Origin of the sequence: Microbacterium sp. NPDC055988 (assembly GCF_042269505.1) — a bacterium.
Taxonomy (GTDB): domain Bacteria; phylum Actinomycetota; class Actinomycetes; order Actinomycetales; family Microbacteriaceae; genus Microbacterium.
On record NZ_JBHJXY010000001.1, the window covers coordinates 2,228,680 to 2,251,574 of the forward strand.

18 protein-coding genes are annotated in these 22,895 nt (G+C 69.0%); 6 read left to right on the forward strand and 12 right to left on the reverse strand.

From position 1 onward, the window contains the following. Positions 1-9: 9 nt before the first annotated feature. The 7 genes from ACFC14_RS10705 to ACFC14_RS10735 form a co-directional block, all read right to left on the reverse strand. Positions 10-1,449 (reverse strand): GH1 family beta-glucosidase, encoded by a 1,440-nt coding sequence (locus tag ACFC14_RS10705; RefSeq protein WP_376103997.1) that lies wholly within the window; start codon positions 1,447-1,449, stop codon positions 10-12. Beyond that, on the reverse strand, positions 1,446-3,680 hold the full coding sequence (yicI, locus tag ACFC14_RS10710; protein WP_376104000.1) for an alpha-xylosidase: 2,235 nt from the start codon (positions 3,678-3,680) through the stop codon (positions 1,446-1,448). Before yicI ends, ACFC14_RS10705 begins: the two co-directional genes overlap by 4 nt. Further along, complete coding sequence (locus ACFC14_RS10715) at positions 3,680-4,567, reverse strand: carbohydrate ABC transporter permease (protein WP_376104003.1); 888 nt, start codon at positions 4,565-4,567, stop codon at positions 3,680-3,682. The genes yicI and ACFC14_RS10715 overlap by 1 nt, the downstream gene beginning before the upstream one ends. Next, on the reverse strand, positions 4,567-5,532 hold the full coding sequence (locus ACFC14_RS10720; RefSeq protein WP_376104006.1) for a carbohydrate ABC transporter permease: 966 nt from the start codon (positions 5,530-5,532) through the stop codon (positions 4,567-4,569). The genes ACFC14_RS10715 and ACFC14_RS10720 overlap by 1 nt, the downstream gene beginning before the upstream one ends. Positions 5,533-5,588: 56 nt before the next feature. Next, entirely contained in the window at positions 5,589-6,896 is a 1,308-nt protein-coding gene (locus tag ACFC14_RS10725) for an ABC transporter substrate-binding protein (RefSeq protein WP_376104009.1), read from the reverse strand. 126 nt (positions 6,897-7,022) lie between these two features. Continuing rightward, positions 7,023-8,039: a LacI family DNA-binding transcriptional regulator gene (locus ACFC14_RS10730; RefSeq protein WP_376104012.1), complete on the reverse strand. Its 1,017-nt coding sequence runs from the start codon at positions 8,037-8,039 to the stop codon at positions 7,023-7,025. A gap of 206 nt (positions 8,040-8,245) precedes the next feature. After that, positions 8,246-8,704 carry a GNAT family N-acetyltransferase gene (locus ACFC14_RS10735; protein WP_376104015.1) on the reverse strand — a complete coding sequence of 153 codons (459 nt, stop codon included), beginning with the start codon at positions 8,702-8,704 and terminating at the stop codon, positions 8,246-8,248. A 176-nt stretch (positions 8,705-8,880) separates the two neighbouring features. Between ACFC14_RS10735 and ACFC14_RS10740 the strand changes: the two genes are divergently transcribed. Continuing rightward, positions 8,881-11,100 carry an NADP-dependent isocitrate dehydrogenase gene (locus tag ACFC14_RS10740; protein ID WP_376104018.1) on the forward strand — a complete coding sequence of 740 codons (2,220 nt, stop codon included), beginning with the start codon at positions 8,881-8,883 and terminating at the stop codon, positions 11,098-11,100. A gap of 63 nt (positions 11,101-11,163) precedes the next feature. On the opposite strand, the gene ACFC14_RS10745 is transcribed toward ACFC14_RS10740, so the two are convergent. Both ACFC14_RS10745 and ACFC14_RS10750 read right to left on the reverse strand, forming a co-directional pair. Continuing rightward, complete coding sequence (locus tag ACFC14_RS10745; RefSeq protein ID WP_376104020.1) at positions 11,164-12,654, reverse strand: L,D-transpeptidase family protein; 1,491 nt, start codon at positions 12,652-12,654, stop codon at positions 11,164-11,166. Positions 12,655-12,760: 106 nt separating this feature from the next. Beyond that, positions 12,761-13,165 carry a RidA family protein gene (locus tag ACFC14_RS10750; RefSeq protein ID WP_376104023.1) on the reverse strand — a complete coding sequence of 135 codons (405 nt, stop codon included), beginning with the start codon at positions 13,163-13,165 and terminating at the stop codon, positions 12,761-12,763. A 26-nt stretch (positions 13,166-13,191) separates the two neighbouring features. Here ACFC14_RS10750 and ACFC14_RS10755 point away from each other — a divergent pair, with 26 nt between their 5' ends. From ACFC14_RS10755 to nagB, 5 genes are all read left to right on the forward strand, one after another. Further along, a complete protein-coding gene (locus ACFC14_RS10755; protein ID WP_376104026.1) occupies positions 13,192-14,409 on the forward strand; it encodes an amino acid deaminase in 1,218 nt (405 codons plus the stop codon). Further along, positions 14,400-17,666 carry a family 20 glycosylhydrolase gene (locus tag ACFC14_RS10760; RefSeq protein WP_376104029.1) on the forward strand — a complete coding sequence of 1,089 codons (3,267 nt, stop codon included), beginning with the start codon at positions 14,400-14,402 and terminating at the stop codon, positions 17,664-17,666. The genes ACFC14_RS10755 and ACFC14_RS10760 overlap by 10 nt, the downstream gene beginning before the upstream one ends. Positions 17,667-17,745: 79 nt before the next feature. Then, complete coding sequence (locus tag ACFC14_RS10765; RefSeq protein WP_376104032.1) at positions 17,746-18,933, forward strand: ROK family protein; 1,188 nt, start codon at positions 17,746-17,748, stop codon at positions 18,931-18,933. Between the two features lie 43 nt (positions 18,934-18,976). Continuing rightward, entirely contained in the window at positions 18,977-19,942 is a 966-nt protein-coding gene (locus ACFC14_RS10770) for an ROK family protein (protein ID WP_376104035.1), read from the forward strand. After that, the gene (gene nagB, locus ACFC14_RS10775) at positions 19,935-20,714 is read left to right on the forward strand and encodes a glucosamine-6-phosphate deaminase (protein WP_376104038.1); all 780 of its coding nucleotides are present in this window, start codon (positions 19,935-19,937) and stop codon (positions 20,712-20,714) included. Before ACFC14_RS10770 ends, nagB begins: the two co-directional genes overlap by 8 nt. Before the next feature lie 16 nt (positions 20,715-20,730). Here nagB and ACFC14_RS10780 read toward each other — a convergent pair whose 3' ends face one another. Genes ACFC14_RS10780 through ACFC14_RS10790 form a run of 3 tightly spaced genes read right to left on the reverse strand, consistent with a single transcriptional unit; the run spans position 20,731 to position 22,891 of the window. Continuing rightward, entirely contained in the window at positions 20,731-21,138 is a 408-nt protein-coding gene (locus ACFC14_RS10780) for an NUDIX domain-containing protein (RefSeq protein ID WP_376104041.1), read from the reverse strand. Beyond that, positions 21,131-22,495 carry an FAD-binding oxidoreductase gene (locus ACFC14_RS10785; protein ID WP_376104043.1) on the reverse strand — a complete coding sequence of 455 codons (1,365 nt, stop codon included), beginning with the start codon at positions 22,493-22,495 and terminating at the stop codon, positions 21,131-21,133. The genes ACFC14_RS10780 and ACFC14_RS10785 overlap by 8 nt, the downstream gene beginning before the upstream one ends. Positions 22,496-22,519: 24 nt before the next feature. Continuing rightward, positions 22,520-22,891, reverse strand: a complete 372-nt coding sequence (locus tag ACFC14_RS10790; RefSeq protein ID WP_136042688.1) for a YrdB family protein — start codon at positions 22,889-22,891, stop codon at positions 22,520-22,522. Between the last annotated feature and the right edge of the window lie 4 nt (positions 22,892-22,895).

The following is a 22,895-nucleotide window of genomic DNA, read 5'->3' on the forward strand; positions in this document are numbered from 1 at the left end:
GGTGCGAGGTCAGCCCTCCACGGTGCGGGTGCGGATGAGTTCCCGGTACCAGAGGCCGGAATCCTTCACGGTGCGCGTGAGGTCGTCGAAGTCGACCCGCACGATCCCGAATCGCTTGGCGTAGCCGTATCCCCACTCGAAGTTGTCGAGCAGCGACCACACGAAGTATCCGCGTAGGTCCACCCCGCGTTCGATCGCCCGGTGCGCCGCGGTGAAGTGGCGGCGCAGGTAGTCGGTGCGCTCGACGTCGTGCACCGCACCGTCTGCGGCGACCTCGTCCTCGAAAGCGGCGCCGTTCTCGGTGACCATGAGCGCCTGCTCGGGGAACTGCTCGGAGAGTGACACCAGCAGCTCCTCGAGGCCCTCCGGAGCGATGTTCCAGCCCATCGCGGTGTAGGGTCCGGGCTGCTCCACGAACTCGACCAGCTGGTCGCTGCCGGGCCATGCCGTTCCGCCGGCGGCACCCTTGTGTCCGTCGTTCTGCTGCTTCGGCGAGACGCCGTCCCAGAGGCGCACGGTCGCGGTCGAGTAGTAGTTCACCCCGAGCACGTCGATCGGCTGGGCGATCGTGGCGAGGTCACCGTCGTGTACGAAACCCCAGTCGGTGACCGAAGCGGTGTCCTCGAGCAGATCGGCCGGGTACTCGCCGCGCAGCATCGGGCCGGTGAACGCGCGGTTGGCGAGGGCATCGATGCGGCGCATCGCCTCCGCGGCGCCGTCTCCCTGTCCGCGCAGCACGTGGAAGTTCAGGGTGACTGAGTAGTCGGGGTCGCCGGTGGAGGTCGCGCGAAGCGCCTGCACGGCGCGCCCGTGGACGAGGTTGAGGTGATGCACGGCCGACAGCGCCGATGCCGGTTCGTGGCGTCCCGGTGCGTGGCCGCCCTGCCCGTAGCCGAGGTAGGCGGAGCACCACGGCTCGTTGAGGGTCGTCCAGGTGTGCACGCGGTCGCCCAGTGCCGTGCCCATGATCTCGGCGTAGCGCTCGAAGGCGTCGGTGGTCGCCCGCGACGTCCAACCGCCCGTGTCTTCGAGGTACTGCGGGAGGTCCCAGTGGTAGAGGGTCGCCACCGGGCGGATTCCGCGCTCGAGCAGCCCGTCGACCAGGCGGGAGTAGAACTCGATCCCGGCCTGGTTCACTTCGCCAGACGCGGTCGGGACGATGCGCGGCCAGGCGATCGAGAACCGGTAGGCCCCGAGCCCCAGGTCGGACATCAGATCGAGGTCCTCGTCCACGCGATGGTAGTGATCGCACGCGACGTCGCCGGTGTCCCCGTTCCACACCCGACCCGGTGTCTTGCTGAAGGTGTCCCAGATCGACGGGGTCCGGCCGTCTTCGGCTGCCGCTCCCTCGATCTGGTACGAGGCGGTGGCGGATCCGAACGTGAATCCCTCGGGGAACACCAGGCCGGAGCCGCGGTAGTCATCACGGGGCGTGAGCAGGCTGGTCATGCGGTGATCTCCTCGAGGTCGACGGTGTAGTCCTCGGCGCGACCATCGGGGTCCGTCACCGTGACGGTGGTGCTGCCGGCGCCGCCGGGGAAGACCCGGAGCCGCAGTCCGTCATGGTAGTCGTAATCCGGACGGTCGACCCGAGCACCCCAGGGGAGCGCCGTGCCCGGCCGCACATACAGCGGCAGCGAATCGAACCCGTGCTTCTCGCGTCGCCAGCCGCCGCCGGTCACGGTCTCGCCCGTCAGCAGCGAGGTCCACTCACCGGCGGGGAGGTAGAAGTCGACCACCCCGTCTTCGGTGAACACCGGGGCGACGAGCAGGTCGGACCCCAGCATGTACTGCCGGTCGAGGTATGCAGTGGCCGGATCCTCGGGGAACTCCAGCATCATCGGACGCATCAGCGGCACGCCCGTCGCCGCGGCATCCAGCCCCTGCTGGTACAGGTACGGCATGAGGCGCATCTTGAGGTGCGTGAACTGGCGCGTCACCTCGACGGCCTCCTCGTCGAACGCCCACGGCACCCGGTACGAGCTCGAACCGTGGAAGCGCGAGTGCGATCCCAGCAGCCCGAACGCGGTCCAGCGCTTGAAGACGCCGGCATCCGGCATGCCCTCGAACCCGCCGATGTCGTGGCTCCAGAAGGCGAAGCCCGAGAGGGCGAGCGACAGCCCTCCGCGCAGCGTCTCGGCCATCGACGTGTAGGTCGAGGTGGAGTCGCCGCCCCAGTGCACGGGCATGCTCTGCCCGCCCGCGGTCGCCGACCGTGCGAACAGCACCGCGTCGCCCTCCCCGCGCGTCTCGGTGAGCACGTCGAACACCGCGCGGTTGTACAGGTCGGTGTAGAGGTTGTGCATGCGCTCGGGGTCTCGCCCGTCGGCCCAGACGACATCCGTGGGGATGCGCTCGCCGAAGTCGGTCTTGAAGCAGTCGACGCCCTGCGCGACGAGTCCTCGCAGCTTCGACTGGTACCAGGCGGTGGCGTCGGGATTCGTGAAGTCGACGAGGCCCATGCCGGCCTGCCAGAGGTCCCACTGCCACACCGAGCCGTCGGCGCGCTTCACCAGGAAGCCCTGATCAGCGGCTTCGCGGAAAAGCGCGGAGCGCTGGGCGATGTAGGGGTTGATCCAGACGCAGACCCGCAGATCCTTTTCGTGCAGGCGCCCGAGCATCCCCTCGGGATCGGGGAACACCCGCGGGTCCCACTCGAAGTCGCACCACTGGAACTCGCGCATCCAGAAGCAGTCGAAGTGGAAGACCGACACCGGCAGCTCGCGCGCGGACATCTCGTCGATGAACGAGTTCACGGTCTGCTCGTCGTAGTCGGTCGTGAAGCTCGTCGACAGCCACAGCCCGTACGACCAGGCGGGGACCACGGGTGGGCGCCCGGTGAGGGCCGTGTAGCGGCCGAGCACGTCCTTCGGCGTCGGGCCCGCGATCACGAAGTACTCGAGCACCTCGCCGGAGACCGAGAACTGCACGCGCTCGACGGATTCCGAGCCGATCTCGTACGAGACATGGCCCGGGTCGTTCACGAGCACGCCGTAGCCGCGATCGGAGAGGTGGAACGGGACGTTCTTGTAGGCCTGCTCGCTGGAGGTGCCGCCGTCGGCGTTCCAGATCTCCACGGTCTGACCGTTCTTCACCAACGGTCCGAAGCGCTCGCCGAGCCCGTACACGTGCTCCCCGACGCCCAGGTCGAGCTGCTCGTGCACGTAGGCGGATGCTCGGGGCGCCGCGCCGCCCTGGCGTCCGTTGCCGACGATCCCGCGATCGACCTGCGCGTCGTCCGCCAGCCGCACGTAGCCCTGCGCCTTGTGGCCGCTGCCGGTCACCCGGCGGCCGTCGACCTCGAACGAGAGGTCCCACGGATCGCCGGGGGCGATGCGGGCGACCAGCGACCCGGCGTCCAGCACGCCCCCCTCATCGCCGATGGTGATCGAGGCCGTGCCGTCGCCGGCCCCCGGCAGTGCGAATCCGCCATGCCATCGACCGCCGGCGTGATGCGCGATGCGCACTCGGATGATGCCCTCGGCGGGGGAGGAGAGGGTGGTGGTGAGCACGGGCCGGTTCAGGGTGTCGCCGCGCTTCGCGATGACCATCGTGGGTGCCGTGATGACGATGCCGGTCCCGTCCGGCGTCTCGTCGGTCTCCGCGATGTCGTACGCCTCCTGCGCGTAGAGCGCCGAGACTCCGGGACGCAGTTGCCAGAACCCGTCGGTGAACTTCATTACTTGACTGCTCCTGCGGTGATGCCCCTGGTGAGGGTGCGTTGGAAGATGAGGAAGAAGATGAGCGTCGGGATGATGCCGAGCAGCGCCGAGGCGCTCGTGGTGGTGACGTCCATCAGCCGGTCGCCCTGGAGCACGCTGATGGCCACAGGAACCGTTTGATTCGCGTTGGAGGCGAGGAACGTCAGCGGGATGAGGAACTCGTTCCACGTCCAGATGAAGAAGAAGATCAGGAGCACCGAGAGCGTCGGACGGCTGATCGGGAAGATCACGCGCCACAGGATCTGCCAGCGGCTGGCACCGTCGAGCGACGCCGCCTCGAGGACCTCCTTGGGGAAGGTGCCGTAGACGGACGAGAGCAGGTAGGTGCCGAACGCCGCCTGGATGACGGTGAACACGATGATGACCGACCACACGTTGTCGTACAGTCCGACGGATTTGAACATGTAGTACAGCGGGTAGAGCAGCGCCTCCTGCGGCAGGAGGTTCGCCATCAGGAAGAGCAGCACGATCCAGGAGCGACCGCGCACGCGGCCGATGCCGATCGCGAAGGCGTTGAGCATCGAGATGACGACCGCGAGCACCGATACGATCCCGGCGATGAAGATCGAGTTCCACACCTTCTCGGGGAAGTTCACCCGCTCCCAGAACTTGACGATGCCGCCGAAGTCGAGCGACTCGGGGAGGGCGAGAGGGCCGGAGGTGGCGTAGTCGACGGGCGACTTGAAGGAGTTCACGAGCACCAGATAGAACGGCGCGATGACGAGCAGCGCGCCGACGATGACGAGCGCAAGCAGCAGCCAGTCGATCGGGCGCTTCTTGGTCATGCCGCCGCGCGGGCGCGTCTTGGCAGGCTTTCCGGTGACGATGGCGGTGGTGGCGTGCATCACAGACCCGCCCTTTCCTTGCGCTCGAGGGAGTTCTGGACGCGGATGAAGACGATCGACACGATCACGACGACGATGGTGAGGACGGTGGCGATCGTGGCGCCGTAGCCGACGTTCCGCTTCGTGAAGAACTCCTGGTAGGCGTAGTACGCGGGCACCAGGGTGGCGCCGGCCGGACCTCCGCGGGTGATGATGTAGACCGGACCGAACACCTTGAGCGCGGCGATCGTGCAGGTCAGGGTGACGACGAAGATCTCCGGGCGGATGATGCTCATCGTGATCGCCGAGAACCGCTGGAACCAGTTCGCGCCGTCGAGCTCCGCAGCCTCGTACAGCTCCGGGTCGACGCGCTGGAGTGCGGCCATGAAGACCACGACGGGGTAGCCGAGCTGCACCCACACCATCACGACCATGAGCACGATGAGCGCGGACGGCATCTGGCCGAGCCAGTCGTAGGCGGGCAGGCCGAACCAGCCGAGCATCTGGTTGAGGGCACCATCGCTGCCCGGGCGCACGATCCAGCCGATCACGATGCCGGCGACGGCGATGGGGAGGATCTGCGGAAGGTAGTAGGTGGCCCGAAGGAAGCTGCCGACCTTGCCGCCGAACTTGCGTCCGACCACGTCGAACAGCAGTGCGGCGACGACGAGCCCCACGATCGTCGGCACCACGACCATCGCGATGATCATCCACACCGAGTTCGTGAACGAGGTCCAGAAGTCGCTGTCGGTGAGGATCTTCTGCCAGTTCTCGAGCCCGATGAACTCCGGTGCGCGCACCCCCTTCCACTTCGTGAAGGTGAGGTACACGTTCCAGATGAGCGGAACGATCACGACGATGAGCAGGAGCACGAAGCCGGGGAGCAGGTAGAACCAGTAGGCACCGGTCCCACCGCTGCGCTGCGGGATCGACGGCTGTTCGGGCGGCAGCTTGGTGCGGCCCTCGCGGCGGGTGGCGAGTGACATCTTCATCTCCAGGAGGTGCGGGGGCGGCATCCGTGGATGCCGCCCCCGCAGGTCGATCAACGGAATTCGGCGGTGCCCTCGTCGTACTGCTCGCCGAGGTTCTTGTTCGTGGTCTTCACGTCCTGCACGCCGGTGACGAGGCCCTGCAGCTCCTGCACGATCACGTCGTAGAAGCCCGGTGCGGGCCAGTCCGGGTAGAAGGAGAGACCGTCGGCGTCGAGGACCCCGTTGAACGTCTCGATGAGGGCCGCGCTCTTCTCGTCGGTGATGTCCGCGGTGTCGGCCGCGACGGGCAGGCCACCGTTGTTGCCGATGATCGCCTGGATCTCGGGGCGCATCGTGATGTCGATGAACTCGTAGGCGAGGTCCTTGTTGGCGGCGTTTTCGGGAACGACCCAGAGGTTGCCCGAGGAGCCGAGCGAGAGGTCGGCTCCGGGGAATGCCGTCATCGACCAGTCGAAGCCGGTGGCCTCGGCGACGAAGCGGCCGAACCACCACGAGCCGGACACGAAGATCGGCGACGTGCCGTTGATGAACGAGACGCCCGCGTCCTCCGCCTTGACCGACGACACGTCGGAGGCGATGTAGCCCTTGTCGACGTACTCCTTCAGGGTCTCGGTGGCAGCCGTGACCGCGGGGCCCTGCCAGTCGACGGGGTTCTTGTAGAGCTGGTAGTCGTCGACGAAGCCGCGGTCCGCCTCGAGCAGGGCGAGCTGGTACCAGAGCTGCCCCAGCGGGTACTCGGCGCCGGCCTCCGCGAGGGGCGTGACGCCCTGGGCGACGAAGGCGTCGAGCACGTCGACGAACTCCTCGTACGTCGTGGGGATCGCAAGCCCCGCTGCGGCGAAGGCATCCTCGTTGTAGTAGACGCCCACGAACTCGCCGTAGTTCGGAATTCCGAACCACGTGTCACCGCCCATCACGCCGTCTTCCGAGTACTTGGCGGTGGTCTGCAGTGACGGTGCCAGCTTCTCGTCCCACCCGTACTCCTCGACCGCGTCCGAGATGTCGGCGATCAGGCCGGTGGAGGCGAGGAAGCCCGCGGTCGCGTTGCCCTTGTTGAACTCCATCAGGTCGGGCGCGGCATCCGTGTCGAGCACCTGGCTGGCGGTCTTCTGGATCTGCTCGAAGGACTTCTCCTCGAACTCGACCTTCGCTCCGGTCTCCTCCTCGAAGATCTTGATGGATTCGGCCCAGGCCTTGCCCATCGCGCTGTCGGCGCCTTCGTAGTGCCAGAGCTTGAGACTCTGGCCGTCGCCGCCGTCGTCACCGGAACCGGCTGTACAGCCGCTCAGCGCGATGCCGGTCGTCGTGAGCGCGGCCATCAGGGCCAGCGCCTTCGTCCTGCGGGTGGTGCGTGCCATCGTCGGCACTCCTTTCTCAATGGCCCCAAGGGCCGGACACTTCACTGGGTCGGATTGTTCAGTTGTGAGCGACATTCGTCGAAGCGTTTCGACCGCGACCATGCCTGCGGGAGCGTGGAGAGACGGTCAGTCTCGGGCGGGGGAGGAGACAGAGCCGACCGAGCGATACTCGGGCGGGATGAGATGGATCTCGGCGGGTGCGAGCGGGTCGTCCAGATGGCGGACCGCCAGGTCGACCGCGAGTTCGCACGATCGCTGCGGAACGAGTGGGATCGTGTCGACGGGCACGGGCAGCGCCGATGTGTCGAAGGATGCGGCAGCGGAGACCACCGAGACGTCGTCGCCGACGCGGAGGCCTTGTTCGGCCAGCACGGACAGCAGCACCTGGTGCACGTCGTCGACGGCGTGCACGATGAACGCGCGATCGCCGCGAGCGAGCGCCGCCTCCACGGATGCGCGCACGGCGGCCGCATCCGTGACCGATGCGCCCGACTCCGACCAGTCGAGAGCCACCCCGCGCGCGGTTGCCTGCTCCTGCACGCCACGGAGCAGCCGGCGGGGGAAGTTCGACTTGCGGTACGAGACCTCGGTCTGACCGAGCAGGGCGATGCGTCGATGACCCGCGTCGGCGAGACGGTCCACCGCCAGCTGACCGGCCGCCTCGAAGTCGAGGTCGACGCAGGTCAGGCCGACGCTGTCGTCGGGCAGGCCGATGAAGACGGTGGGCGTGCCGACTGAGCGGGCGATGGGGACGCGTTCGTCGTCGGGAGCGACGTCGAGCACGAGGATCGCGTCGACGAGGTTGCTCGCCGCCACGCGGTTCATCCCCTCGGAGGCCTGCTCGTCGGTGAGGAGGAGGATGTCGAAGCCCTGTCGTCGCGCGGCGACCGCGGTCGCGAGTACGAAGGCCATGTGGGTCGGGGCATGGGTGTCCGCGCGCAGCGGCTCGGTGAGAGCGAAGATGTGCGTGCGTCGGCCGGCCAGCATGCGCGCACCGGCATCGGGCTCATACCCGAGCGCGTGCACGGCGTCTTCGATACGCATGCGGGTCTTCTCCGAGACCGGGCGCTTGCCGCTGAGCGCGTAGGAGACCGTGCTGATCGACACACCGGCGGCGCGTGCCACCTCATGGATCGTCGTCATCGGGACTCCATCGTCATCGTGCGGGAAGCAGTCGTCGAAGCGTTTCGCTCACGCTTCTTCAGTGATGATAGGCACGACCCGATGCGGCACGCAAGCCTTTTGTGGTCAGGCGCAACAAATCCGCTCTCGTGACCATGGGAGCGATCCCGCGGTCAGGGGCGACGAGGTCTCGATGGGGGAGGGGATTCGAGACCCCGCCGCCGGCCCTAGGACGTGACGCGGATCTCGGCGATGACCTCGCCGTATTCGGTCTCGCCGACAGGCGTGAAGCCGACGCGGTGGAAGAAGGTCTCGGGCCCGCCCTCGCCGGCCTCGTAGATGACGTTCACGTGGTCGACGCCACGCTCCTTGGCCTCGTCGACCAGCGCCTCGACGGCGAAGCGGCCGACGCCGCGACCCTGATCGTCGGCGTCGACGTTGATGCGCCACAGCACGGAGCGGAAGTGCTCCTCCGGCGCTTCGGGATCGAAGTTCGCACTGACGAAGCCGACGACCTCGTTGCGGTCGAGGATGACCCGCTGCCAAGACGTCTGCGGGTTGATGACTGTGGCTGCGATCCCGTACGAGACGGGAGCGAGGAACTGCTCCTGCCCGGGCTTGAGCGACAGGTTGTTCACGGCGACGATCGTCGCAGCGGAGAGTTCGACCATGCGCAGTTCGGACATGGACCCAGGCTAACGCCTCGCGGCGGACCCGACACGGTTCGGTCGAACTTTTCGTCCAGATCTGGCCGTTCGTCCCCACTCCTCGGACGGCGTGGAGAGGCCGGGGCCGCGGGCTCGAGGCCACTCAGGTATCTTGGTATCGAGACAAATAGACCACAAGAGCGGAGAACCTCCCGGTGACCGACGAAGCCATCATCTACACCCACACAGACGAGGCGCCGGCACTGGCCACCGCCTCGTTCCTGCCGATCATCCAGGCCTACACGGGTCAGGCGGGCATCGACTTCGAGACCCGCGACATCTCGCTGGCCGGCCGCATCCTGGCCGCCTTCCCGCAGAAGCTCACGCCGGAGCAGCAGGTGGGTGACGCCCTCGCCGAGCTGGGTGGCCTGGCCACGCTCCCCGAGGCGAACATCATCAAGCTGCCGAACATCTCGGCCTCGATCCCGCAGCTCAAGGGCGCCATCGCGGAACTGCAGGAGCAGGGCTACGACATCCCCGACTTCCCGGACGAGCCGTCGTCGCTCGAAGAGAAGGACGTGCGCGCGCGGTACGACCGCATCAAGGGCTCCGCCGTGAACCCGGTGCTGCGTGAGGGCAACAGCGACCGCCGTGCGCCTCTCGCGGTGAAGAACTATGCGAAGAAGCACCCGCACCGCAACAAGCCGTTCGCCGAGGGATCGAAGACGCGCGTCGCCACTCTGGGGCACGATGACTTCAAGCACAACGAGCGGTCCTGGGTCGCGGCCCACGACGACGTCCTGAGCTTCCGCCACACGGCGGAAGACGGAACGGTCACCGTGCTGAAAGAGGGGCTCAAGGTCCTGCCGCGCGAGATCATCGACGCGACGTTCCTCTCCGCCACCGAACTCGACGCGTTCCTCGCCGAGACTCTGGCCACGGCGAAGGCCGACGACGTGCTCTACTCGGTGCACCTCAAGGCGACCATGATGAAGGTCAGCGACCCCATCATCTTCGGTCACGTGGTGAAGGCGTTCTTCGCCGACGTGTTCGCGCAGTACGGCGACAAGCTGGCTGCAGCCGGACTCAGCGCGAACGACGGTCTCGGATCGATCCTCGCAGGGCTCGCGAACGTCGCGGGTGGCGACGAGATCGCCGCGGCGTTCGACAAGGCCATCGCCGAGGGTCCGCGCCTGTCCTACGTGAACTCCGACAAGGGCACGACCAACCTGCACGTGCCCAGCGATGTCATCGTCGACGCCTCGATGCCTGCGCTCGTGCGCAACGGTGGCAAGCTCTGGGGCAAGGACGGTGAGGAGGCGGACACCCTCGCGGTCATCCCCGACTCCTCGTACGCGAGCGTCTACCAGGCCGTGATCGATGACGTCATCGCGAACGGACCGCTCGACCCCGCCACGATCGGCACCGTCCCGAACGTGGGGCTCATGGCGCAGGCGGCCGAGGAGTACGGCAGCCACGACAAGACGTTCGAGATCGCTGCGGACGGCATCGTCCAGGTGCTCGACAGCGAGGGCACGGTGCTCATCGAGCACGCGGTCGGCAAGGGCGACATCTGGCGGGCGACGCAGACCAAGCACATCCCGGTGATGGACTGGGTCAAGCTCGCCGTCACCCGTGCCCGCGCGACCGGCGACCCCGCCGTGTTCTGGCTCGACGCGAACCGTTCGCACGACGCGCAGATCATCGCGAAGGTGCACCAGGGGCTGGCGACGCTCGACACCAAGGGCCTCACGATCACGATCCTCGCGCCCGAGGAGGCGACGCGTTACACGCTCGCGCGCCTGCGTCACGGGCTCGACACGATCTCGGTCACCGGCAACGTGCTGCGCGACTACCTCACCGACCTTTTCCCGATCCTCGAGGTCGGCACGAGCGCCAAGATGCTCTCGATCGTCCCGCTGCTCGCGGGCGGCGGTCTCTTCGAGACGGGTGCGGGCGGCTCCGCCCCCAAGCACGTGCAGCAGCTGGTCGAGGAGAACTACCTGCGCTGGGACTCGCTCGGCGAGTTCTTCGCCCTGGCCGCCTCGCTCGAGCACTTCGCCGACCGCACGGGCAACGAGAAGGCCCGCGTGCTGGCTGAGACGCTGGACGCCGCGACCGGCACCTTCCTCGAGGAGGACCGCTCCCCGGGCCGTGCGCTGGGCACGATCGACAACCGTGGCAGCCACTTCTACCTGGGCCTGTACTGGGCTCAGGAGCTGGCGAAGCAGACGAAGGACGCCGAGCTTGCAGCGGCCTTCGCACCGATTGCCGCCACGCTCGCCGAGAACGAGGAGACGATCGTCTCCGAGCTCAACGCGGTGCAGGGCAAGCCGGTGGAGATCGGCGGCTACTACCGTCCGGACGAGGCTCTCGTCGCGGCGGTCATGCGTCCGTCCGAGACGCTGAACGGCATCGTCGACGCGCTGCGCTGACACGCGAGAAGGGGGTGGATGCTTCGACATCCACCCCCTTCTTCATGTCCGCGCCAGGGCGGCTCAGTAGTAGACCGAGACCTCGAGGCCGACGGGCGACCAGTCGTAGACGTACTTGGCGAGGTCGATCGGGAGGTTCACGCAGCCGTGGCTCATCCGCTGGCCGAAGTTGTTGTGCCAGTAGGTGCCGTGGAACCCGATGTTCGGTGCGAACCAGGTGATCCAGGGGACGTCTTCGGTGCAGTAGGGGGCACCCTCGTAGCAGCCCATGTCCTGGATGGCCGTGTGCGCGAACACCTTGAAGTTGCCGGCCGGGGTCAGCGTGCCGGGCAGGCCGGTCGACACCGCCCAGGACTGGACGACCTCGTTGTTCTGGAACAGGTAGGCGCGCTGCGAGCTCAGGTTGATCTCGATGCGGCGGAACAGGTTCACCGTCTCGAACGCGGTCTCGCCCACGGTGAGCTTGAACACCCCGTCGCCGGCGGCGAGCTGCTGCGCGAACTGCTCGGCGACACCCGATGTGTCGCCGACGGCGCGGCCGACGACGCCCTTCTGCTCGGCACGCAACACCGTGCCGGCGGAGTCGACGATGTTCGTGGCATTGACCGGCGCCCGATCGACGAGACCGGGAAGTGTGTCGACCGTGGCCTGGATGGCCTGCGGATCGGCTTCGATGCGCAGCTGGCCGTCTTCGTCGACCACGGACAGCCAGGTGGCGGCTACCGCGGGCTTGACCGGTACGGTGCGTTCGTCGCCGACGTAGAAGCCGATCGTTCCGAGCATCGTGTTCAGCCCGGTGGCCGTCGCGGTGGCGTCGTCGTCGGAGACGGCAGGCAGGGCCTCGGCCGGACCGCCGGGGTATTCGAGAGACGTCTTCCCCTCGGCCACGGCGTCGGTGAAGGCGGCGGTGAGGTCGTCGACGTCGATTCCGGTGCCGGGCTCCGCGGCCGTGACGATGTACTTTCCGCTGCCGGGGTCGAAAACGACACCGGCGTCCACCGGGTCTGCGAAGCTCGTCGGCACGGCGCTGCGCAGCGCCGCAGAAGCCTTCTCCGTATCGAGGGCGATGTCGGCGGGAACCGGATCGCCCATCCACATGCCGAGGTTCCACAGGGGGCGCTCGGCGAAGGCGGCATCGGCGAGAGCGGTCGCATCGAGGGCCGCGCCGAGGTCGGCGCCCGTCAGCACCACATCGTCTCCCTCGCCGGTGAGCGTGACCTCGGTCTCCGCGAGATGCGTGCTGATCGCTTCGGCAGCGGCACCGGGGGTCATCCAGCCGACCGGGATCCCGGCGACGGTGGTACCCGGTGCGATGAGCACCAGTGAGGCGGCTCCTGCGCCCAGCGCGACGACGCCGAGTCCGAGCCCGATCCAGAGGCCGAGGCGACGCTTCTTGGGGGCCGGCTCGACGGGCGCCCACGCCAAGGGCTGCTCACCCGTGGTGGGCGGTTCGGCGTCGGCGGATGACTCTCGCGGCGTGAGTACTGCGGTGGGCGTGGCGTCGTCGCCGTGCGCCTCTGATGCTGCGCCCGGCGCGGAAATCAGATCGGTCACGAACTCACCCCCCGGCTCTCAAACGTGTCCTAGACGTCCAATGGTACGGGATGGGAGGTAACGGGGAGGCAACGGTCCGTGATATCGTCCCTCCCCGCGCCGGCGGTCAGTCGACGATGGCGATGCCGTCGATCTCGACGAGCATCTCCTCGCGGGGCAGACCGGTGAAGACGGTCGTGCGCGAGGGGAGGACCCCGCTGGGGGTGTTCGCCGTCACGAAGGCGCCGTAGGCATCGTTCATGATCGGGAAGTCCTCGCGCTTGGTGAGGTACACGCGCAGCATCACGACGTCGTCGAAAGTCGCGCCGGATGTCTCGACGATGGCCTTGACGTTCTCGAGCGTGCGGGTGGTCTGCGCGGCGACGTCGCCCGGGAAGAGGTACTCGTTCGTCTGCGGGTCGACCGGGCCCTGGCCGGACACCTGCACGAACGGGCCCTTGCGGATTCCCTGAGAGAAGGTGTGAGCGGGAGCGGGGGCGGCATCGGTGGAAACTCGGATCTTCGCGGTCATGTCATCCAGCCTAGTAGCCTTGTTAGATGCCTCTACAAATTCCGGATCCCGTTCTCGGCGCCTGGACGAAGGGCTTCCCGGCGCATGCTGCGGGACTCCGACTCTCGGAGGTCGCCGGCGCCGATCTGCACCTTTCCGACCTGGTCACCCCGGTGCTCACAGTGCATGAGGGCGGGCTCGACCACAACGAGAAGACCGTCTTCGCGTGGGCGCGGGAGCAGAGGGTGCTGCTCGCGCCGCACGGCAAGACCACGATGGCGCCCGCCCTCTGGCAGCGGCTCCTCGATGCCGGCGCGTGGGGCATCTCGGTGGCGACGCCGTGGCAGGCCGAGGTCGCCGTCGACGCCGGTGTCCCGACGGTGCTGATCGCCAACGCCGTCACGGACGCCGCTGCGGTGCGGCGACTGAGTGCGCTGCTCGCCGCCGATGAGGGGCTGCGGGTGCTGTGCTGGGCGGACTCCCTCGACGGCGTCGCGATCCTGGCGGACGGGGTGTGCGGTGCCGCGCGGCCGCTCGACGTACTGGTCGAACTCGGCGGGGCGCAGGGCCGGACCGGCGCGCGCAGCGTGGACGAGGGAGAGCGGATCGCGCAGGCGATCTCGAAGGCTCCCGGGCTCCGACTCGCCGGCGTCGCCGGATACGAAGGCCCGTTCGGACCGGATCGCAGCGATACTTCCGTCGCGGCCGTCGACGCGTATCTCCGGACGATCATCGAGCTCCACACGCGGCTGGTGTACCCCGAGGGCATCCGTCCCGTGCTCAGCGCGGGCGGCAGCTCGTTCCCCGACCGCGCCGCCGCGGTTCTCGCGCCCGAGGGCGCCGACGCCGATGTCGTGCTGCGGTCGGGTGCCTTCCAGATCCACGACGACGGCTTCTACTCCCGCATGTCGCCGTTCGGTCCGTTGAGCGGAACCGCTCCGCTCCGCTCGGCGATGCACGCCTGGTCGCGCGTCGTCTCGCAGCCGGAGGAAGGCCTCGCCCTGCTGGATGCGGGCCGACGCGATGTGCCGTTCGATCTCGATCTGCCGGTCCCGCAGTCGGTCGACGGCGAGGTCATGGCGCTCAACGATCAGCATGCGTTCCTGCGGTTGGCGGACGGCGCCTCGGTGGCGGTCGGCGACGTGGTGCGTCTGGGGCTCTCGCACCCCTGCACGGCGTTCGACAAGTGGCGCGTGGTCGCGGTGATCGATGATCCCGATGCCGAGGATCCGCGCGTGATCGGGGCGGTCGCGACATGCTTCTGAGTGCGGAGAAGGCCGCTGCCGGCCTGGTGCGGGTCTACCGCGGAGCGACGGTCGTCGACGGGACGGGGTCGGCGCGCTACGTGGCCGACGTCGCCGTCGAAGGCGCGAGGGTGGCGGCGGTTCTGCCGATCATCGGGACCACCGGGGCCCTCGAGCTCCCGGACGGCGCCGTGGAGATCGATGCGGCCGGCCTGGTGCTGGCCCCGGGATTCATCGACATGCACGCGCACAGCGAACTCGCCGTGCTGAGCGGGGCCGCTCACGACGCGAAGATCCGGCAGGGCGTCACCACCGAGGTGCTCGGTCAGGACGGCCTCGGCTACGCCCCGCTCGATGACGACGCCGCCGCCATCATCCCCGGGCAGATCGCCGGATGGAACGGCACGCCGGCCGAGGTGCCCTGGCGGACGATGGGCGACCTGCTCGCGGCGATCGACGCGGCAGCCGTGGCCAACGCCGCGGTGCTCGTGCCGCAGGGGAACCTCCGACTGATGGTCGTCGGGCACGAGAACCGCCCGGCGACAGCGGCCGAGATCTCCGCGATGGCGGAGCTGCTCGGTGCGGCGCTGGACGCCGGCGCGTTCGGGATGTCGAGCGGGCTCACCTACACGCCGGGAATGTATGCCGACACGGCAGAACTCGAAGCGCTGTGCCGCGTGGTCGCGGAGCGCGACGGCTATTGGGCGCCGCATACCCGCAGCTACGGCGGGGGAGCACTCGACGCCTACCGGGAGGCGCTGGACATCGGTCGCCGCACCGGATGCCCCATCCACCTCACCCACGCCACGATGAACTTCGCCCCGAACCGGGGGCGGGCAGCGGAGCTCCTGGCCCTGATCGACGAGGCCATCGCGGATGGCGTCGACGTGACCCTGGACACCTATCCCTATCTGCCGGGAGCAACGACGCTCGCCGCGCTGCTGCCGAGCAGGCTCGCCGCGACGGGTGACCTGTTGCGCGCCGTCTCGGAGCTCGACGCGGCCGGCCGGGAGGCTGTTCGCCTGGAGCTCGAGGAGATCGGGTGCGACGGCTTCCACGGCGAAAGGGCCGACTGGACGCAGATCCAGATCTCGGGCACGGCCCATCCTGCCCTCGCAGACCTGGTCGGTCGGACGGTGGCCGAGATCGCCGAGACCACGGGGCACCGAGCGGTCGACGTCGTGCTCGACACGATCATCGCCGATGCCGGCGCCACGGGCATCCTGATGCACATCGGAGATGAGGAGAACGTCCGCGCGATCATGCGCCATCCCCGGCACTCGGGGGGAAGCGACGGGATCCTGATCGGCGCGCGGCCGCATCCCCGCGGTCGGGGCACGTTCCCGCGGTATCTCGGACACTACGTGCGCGAACTGGGCGTGCTCACGCTGGAGGAGGCGGTGCGGCACCTGACGGCGACGCCGGCCAGACGGCTGGGCCTCGACCGCGATGACGCTCCGCGCGGTGTGATTCGCTCCGGTGCGACCGCTGACCTCGTGCTGTTCGATCCCGAGACCATCGCGGCCGGGGCGACCTTCGACGAGCCGTTCGCCGCACCGCTCGGCATCCTCGAGGTGCTGGTCGGGGGAGTGCCCGTGGTCTCCGACGGCGAGCCCACCGGCGCGACGCCGGGCCGGGCGCTGCGGATGCCGCCGGCGCCCCACCGGGCCACGGTGCCCCGCATCGACGCGCGCATCGACCCGATGGCGCCCGGGTTCGCCTGGTCGGGGAAGACCCCCGTGCTCGCCCCCGCGGAGCTCACGGCCGCCGCGGTCGCGCTGGGCGGTCTCGGTGATGACGGCGGAGGGCCGTGCATCCGCCTCGTGCTCGACGAGACGCTCGGCGACGACGCCGCCGCAGTCGGGCGCATCGGCGGCGAGGCGTTCCGCGTGAGCGTGAGCGAATCGGGCATCGAGGTCCGTGGCGCGAGTCCCGCCGGCGTATACCGGGGCGCCACGGTGCTGCGGCAGCTGCGTGACCCGGACGGGGCGGCGACGCCGATCCCGGCCGGCGTGTGGGAGGGGGCGCCGGCCTATGCCTGGCGGGGCGCGATGCTCGACGTCGCACGCCACTTCCGGACCGTCGAGGAGGTCCGCCGTCTCATCGACCTTCTGGCCGACCATCACCTCAACGTCCTTCACCTGCATCTCACGGACGATCAGGGGTGGCGGTTCGAGGTGCCGGGGTTCCCCCGGCTCACCGAGGTCGGTGCCCGTCGAGCGGCGACGCAGCGCGGCCACGGTCCGCTCGCGACCGTCGAGCCGGGCATCCACGAGGGCTTCTACACGACGACCGAGCTGCGGGATCTGGTGAGGTACGCCGCCGAGCGCTTCGTGACGCTCGTCCCGGAGGTCGAGCTGCCCGGTCACGTCCAGGCCGCGCTCGCCGCGTATCCCGAGCTCGGGAACACCGATGTCGGAGATCCGGTCGACTCGCCGTGGGAGCGGTTCGGTGTGAACCCGCGCACGCTCGCTCCGACCGAGGCCTCGCTGGCATTCGGCCGTGCGGCCATCGACGCCCTGTGCGACGTGTTCGATTCGGAGTGGATCGGCATCGGCGGGGACGAGGTGCCGGTGACCGAATGGGAGCAGAGCGGCGCAGCCGCCGCGCGGATGCAGAAGCTCGGACTCGCCTCCGCGCACGATGTGCAGCCCTGGTTCACGGCCCACTTCGTCGCACATGTGCGCGCGAGAGGTCGCACGGCGCTGGCGTGGGACGAGGTGTTGGAGGGTGATGTGCCCGACGGGGTCCGGATCCTCGCCTGGCGGGGCCCGGTCGCGATGCGTGCGGCTCTCGCGCGCGGCATCGAGGTCGTGGCGTGCCCCGACCTCGAGGTGTACCTGGACTACCCGCAGTCCGGGTCTGCGGAGGAGCCCATCAGGGTCGGCCCTCCGCTGACGATCGAACGCGCCTATTCGCTGCGTATCGAGGATGGAGCGGTCGGCGGCCAGGCCAACGTCTGGAGCGAGCATCTGCCCACCCGTGATCGGGTCGACTTCGCGATGTTCCCGCGGCTGGCGGCGATCGCCGAGCGGCTCTGGGAGGGTGGCGAGCCCGCAGCCTACGCGGGCTTCGGGCGACGTCTGTCGACGCACCTGCGCCGCCTCCGTGCGGCGGGGGTGCGGTATCGTCCACTGGACGGACCTGCGCCCGATCAGCGCCGTCCCGGCGTGCCGGGCAAACCCCTGACGATCGAGGCGCGCGAGCGCATCGTCGCCGGTCTGGTGGCACGCCTTCTCGAGCGTTCGCACGACGCCTCCGCCGAGCATCGAAATTAATGTAACGTTTCGGTAACCCTCCCCGCGCGTCTGCGGGGAGAGGTTGCACAAATTTTGTTCGTAAGGTCTACTAACAAACATGTCCGTTTCGGATGAACAGCGTCCCGCGCCGCAGGTGGAGTACCTCGGCGCGAACACGCATGCCTTCGGTCCTGGGCGCCACCTGCGCTCGCGCGCGAAAGTGCTCCCTGAGCATGCGCGCGGCCACAACCGTGCACTGGTCCTGCAGACGCTGTATCACGCCGGGGCCATGAGTCGTGCCGACCTCTCGCGCGAGACGGGCCTGACCAGGGTCACGATCTCCGATCTGGTCGCGGAGTTCATCGCCGACGGCATCGTCGTCGAAATGGGCGTCCGCGAGGCCGTCGGGCCCGGCAAGCCTCCGATCCTGATCGACATCGACCGCGTGGGCCATCAGATCCTCGGCCTCGATCTCTCGGGTCCCAGTGCTTTCACCGGCGCCGTGCTGAGCCTGGACGGCGACGTGCTCGAGCGGCGTGAAGTCCCGCGGCCGGAATCGCCCGACGGCGAGGCGGCGTACGCCGCACTGCACGAACTCGCCCAGACGCTGGTCGCCGCCTCCACGCAGCCGCTGCTGGGTGTCGGAATCGGCACGCCGGGAGTCGTGCGGCCCGATGGTCTCGTGCTCAGCTCGCCGAACCTCGGCTGGACGAACTTCCCCCTCGAGGCGAAGCTGGGCATCGACCTCGATCTGCCCGTCCTCGCCAGGAACGACGCCAACGCGGCGGTGCTCGCCGAGTACACCTTCGGGGACGCGAAGGCCGACTTCATGCTGATCAAGATCGGCAAGGGCGTGGGCGCCGGGCTCATCACCGGCAGCCAGCCGCTGCTGGGCAGCCGCTTCGCGGCAGGGGAGATCGGGCACGTCGTCGTAGGCACCGACGGCGGTCCCCGGTGTGCGTGCGGCAAGGACGGCTGCCTCGAAGCCTGGCTGAGCGTCAGCCGCCTGCGCGCGGCATTGGAGTCCGACTCCGACGCCCGCGACGAGATCTTGCGCGACGCCGGAACCCGCATGGCGATCGCCATCGCTCCGATCGTCGCGGCTCTGGACCTCTCCGAGGTCGTGCTCTCCGGACCCGCGGATCTGCTCGACGGCATCCTGATCGACGCCGCGATCGAGACGTTGCACGCCCGCACGCTCGAGGGCGTCTTCGAGGACGTCGTCGTGCGCCGGACGCATCAGGAGGACATCGTCCTGCGCGGTGCCGCAGTGATGGTGCTCTCCGGTCAGCTGGGCGTGTCGTGACGCACTTCTGCACCGCCGCCGAGACCGCCGGGAGCGGCATCCGATGACCGGTGCGAGTGTTGCCGACCACACCGGTCGGCCGATTCGAGTGGGCCTGGACGTCGGTGGAACGAAGATCGATGCGGTGGCCGTCGACCCCTCCGGTGAGATCGTCGGGCGACTCCGCCGGGTCACCGGCTGGGGAGACGACGCCGTCGTCGAAAGCATCGTGGCGGCTGTCAGCGCTCTCGCCGATGAGGTCGGCTTGCCGTCGTCCGATATCGGCTCCGTAGGGATCGGCATCCCCGGGCTGGTCGATGCCGACGCCGGGCGGGTCGATCATGCGGTCAATCTCGGCGTGGAGTCGCTGGAGCTCGCCGACCGCGCGGAGCAGGCCCTCGGCATCCCGTTCCGAGTCGAGAACGACGTGAAGGCCGCAGCGCTCGGAGCGGCGGCCCTGAGCGGGGTCACCGGGTCGATGGCGTATCTCAACCTCGGCACCGGCGTCGCGGCAGGCATCGTGATCGACGGTCGCATCTGGCGCGGTTCCCGTGGCACCGCGGGGGAGGTGGGGCACCTCTCGGTCGACCCGAACGGCCGTCTGTGCGGATGCGGCCAGCACGGCTGCGTCGAGACGTTCTGCGGGGGCGGAGCGCTCGCCAAGGCGTGGGGGCGCCCGGGTGCATTGCCGATCAGAGACATCTTCGATGCCGCGGACGCCGGAGACCCGCTCGCCCTCGCGCTCTGCACCGACCTCTTCCACGGCGCCGCCGCCGCGGTGCGGGTTCTCGTGCTCTCCGCCGACGTCGAGACGGTCGTGATCGGGGGAGGGCTCACGGCTCTCGGCGACCGACTGGACGGCGGCATCCGCGCAGCGTTGCACGCGGGCGCCGAGGCATCGCCGTTCATGCGGTCCCTCCGCCTGGATGAGAGAATCGAACTGCTTCCGGCCGGGTCTCCCGCTGCCGCTTTCGGCGCCGCACTGGTCGGCGCATCCATCACCGAGAAGGAGATCGTCCCGCATGGCTGAGGTCGTCATCGTCGAGAATGCCGAGGCCGCAGGCGCCCTGGTCGCCACCGAGATCGTCGAGCTGATCGAACGTCGCGCGGATGCAGTGCTGGGGCTTGCGACCGGATCCACTCCGCTCCCCGTCTACCAGGCGCTGCGCACGCAGCTCGCCGGTCGCGACGTCTCGCAGGTGCGCGGTTTCGCCCTCGACGAATACGTCGGCATCGACCCGGCTCATCCGGAGAGCTACCGATCCGTCATCACGCGCGAGGTCGTGGAACCGCTCGGGCTCGACCCGCAGCGCATACATGTTCCCAACGGCGCTCTCGCGACGATCCAGCATGCCGGCGACGACTACGAGGCGGCCATCGACGCCGCTGGTGGGGTCGACCTGCAGATCCTCGGGATCGGCACCGACGGACACATCGGCTTCAACGAGCCGGGGTCGTCGTTCGCCTCGCGCACTCGCGTGAAGACGCTCACGGAGCAGACCCGCGAGGACAACGCACGCTTCTTCGACTCGATCGACGACGTACCGATGCACTGCATCACCCAGGGCCTCGGCACCATCCTGAAGGCGCGGCACCTGGTGCTGCTCGCGTTCGGCGAGGGCAAGGCAGAGGCGGTCGCCGGCGCCGTCGAGGGACCGCTCACCGCGCTCCTTCCGGGTTCCGCCATCCAGCTGCACCCGCATGCGACCATCGTGGTCGACGAGGCCGCAGCCTCGCGTCTCGAGCTCGCCGATTACTACCGTTACACGTTCGCGAACAAGCCGGCCTGGCAGGGCATCTGACGCCTGGCCGGCGTGCTCAGCCCGCCAGTGCTGGCCAGGCGATCGGCAGCAGGTGCTCGACGCTCAGGGGTGCCAGGGGTAGCGTCGCGATATCCGCCGGAGTGATCCACCGCAGCTCGGCGAGCTCCGCCTGGACCGTGACGGCCCCGGGGTCGACGGACGCCGCGAAGGCCGCGGCGACGACACGGTGCCCGGGTTCGTTCGCGGCCGCGGAGATGAAGGTCCCGAGCGGCTGAAGCTCACTCTCGTCGAGCGTCAGCCCCAACTCCTCGTGGAGCTCGCGGATCAGGGTCTGCACGGCGGATTCGCCGGGCTCGGGCTTGCCTCCCGGCTGCATGAACCGTGTGGTGCCCTGTTTGCGGACGACCAGCACCCGCCCTTCGGCATCGACGATCACGGCCGCGCTCACATGGATGTCAGGCATCGGGGCTGAACACCTTTCCCGGGTTGAGGATGCCGAGGGGATCGAACACCGCGGCGATCTGTCGCTGCAGCTGCCACTGGTCTTCCCCGAGCTCGTCGGCGAGCCAGCGGCGCTTCAAAACGCCGATGCCGTGCTCTCCGGTCAGCGTCCCGCCGAGGGCGATCGCTGCGCGGAACAACTCGTCGGCCGCGGCCCACACCTCAGGTGGGACGTCGGGGCCCTCGAAGAGGAAGTTGGGGTGCAGATTGCCGTCGCCCGCGTGCGCCACCGTCGGAATCGTGAGTCGGTACTCGCGTTCGATGCGCGCGATCTCGTCGAACATGGCGGGCATCGCGCTGCGGGGCACGGAGACGTCTTCGATGAGCGTCGTCCCCAGCGACGCCATGGCCGCGTGCATGGACCGGCGGATCGCGAGCAACTGCTCGCCCTCCGCGCGATCGTGCGAGACCACCGTCACCCCGCGGTGAGCGCGAAGGATCTCCGCGATGGCATCGGCCTCGGCGCGCGCGGCCGGGCCGTCGGTCTGGATGGTGAGCTGGGCCGCTGCCGGCGTCGGTGCGGGAAGGCCGAGGAGCGCGTGCACAGCCGCGAGGCTCGCGGCATCCATCAGCTCCATGATCGCCGGTTGCACGCCCGCGGCGGTGACCGCAGCGGAGGCGGAGGCGGCGGCACGCACGCCGGGGAAGGTGGCGACCACCGTGCAGGTCTCTCCCGGCACGAGCCTGCGCAGCTTGAGGGTCGCTCCCACCACGACACCGAGCGTGCCTTCGGAGCCGACGACCAGCGCCGTGAGGTCGAGCCCGGTGACGCCCTTGACGCTGCGGTGTCCGAGGTGCAGCAGTCGCCCGTCGGCGAGGACCAGGTCGACGCCGAGCACGGCATCGCGGACGACACCGTATTTGGCGCAGAGCAGCCCGCCGGCGCCGGTGGCGATGTTGCCGCCGACCGTGGAGATGTCGCGACTGGCCGGGTCGGGTGCCCACCACAGCCCGTGCCGCGCGAGCTCGTCGTTGAGGTCGGCATTCAGGATGCCGGGTTCGACGACGGCCAGCAGATCGTCCGGTCGTACTTCGCGGATCGCGGTCATCCGCCGCAGGGACAGCACGATCTCGCCGCTGCCGGCGTTCGCCCCACCGGCGAGCCCGGTTCCGGCGCCGCGGATGACGACCGGGGTGCGCGTGGCCGTCGCGATGCGCATGGTCTGCTGGACGTGCTCGACCTGTTCCGCGTGGACGACGGCGATCGGGCGTCCGGCCGCGGCGTGACCGGAGCGATCGGCTCTGGCCTGCTCGAGCGAAGCCTCGTCGGTGTCGACGAGCGCGCCGAGCGACTCCTTCAGCTGTGTCAGGACGCTCATGGCCGCGCGCTCACGACGGGAGACTCACGACAGGGCGCGCCGACCGCTGAGGACGCCCGCGACGACGGCCACCAGGGCGAAGGCGGTACCGATCAGCGCCTGGCCCATCGACCACCAGGCGATAGTGACGCCGACGTAGATGAGCAGCTCGACGGCGGCTCGGAGGAAAGGATGCACGCGCAGCACCGGGCGCGGCGACAGGAAGAGCGCCCAGATGAGGATCACGATCACGGGTGCACCGATGCCGAGGATCACGTTCCACGGGAGATCCCAGCTGGCGAATCCCCACAGCGCGAGAGAGGCGACGGCAGCAACCAGGACGACGGTGCGGACGACATCGAGGGCGGAGATGTTCGGGCGCTCGACGCCGGGAACGGGTGCGGGATCCGAGGACATGCAA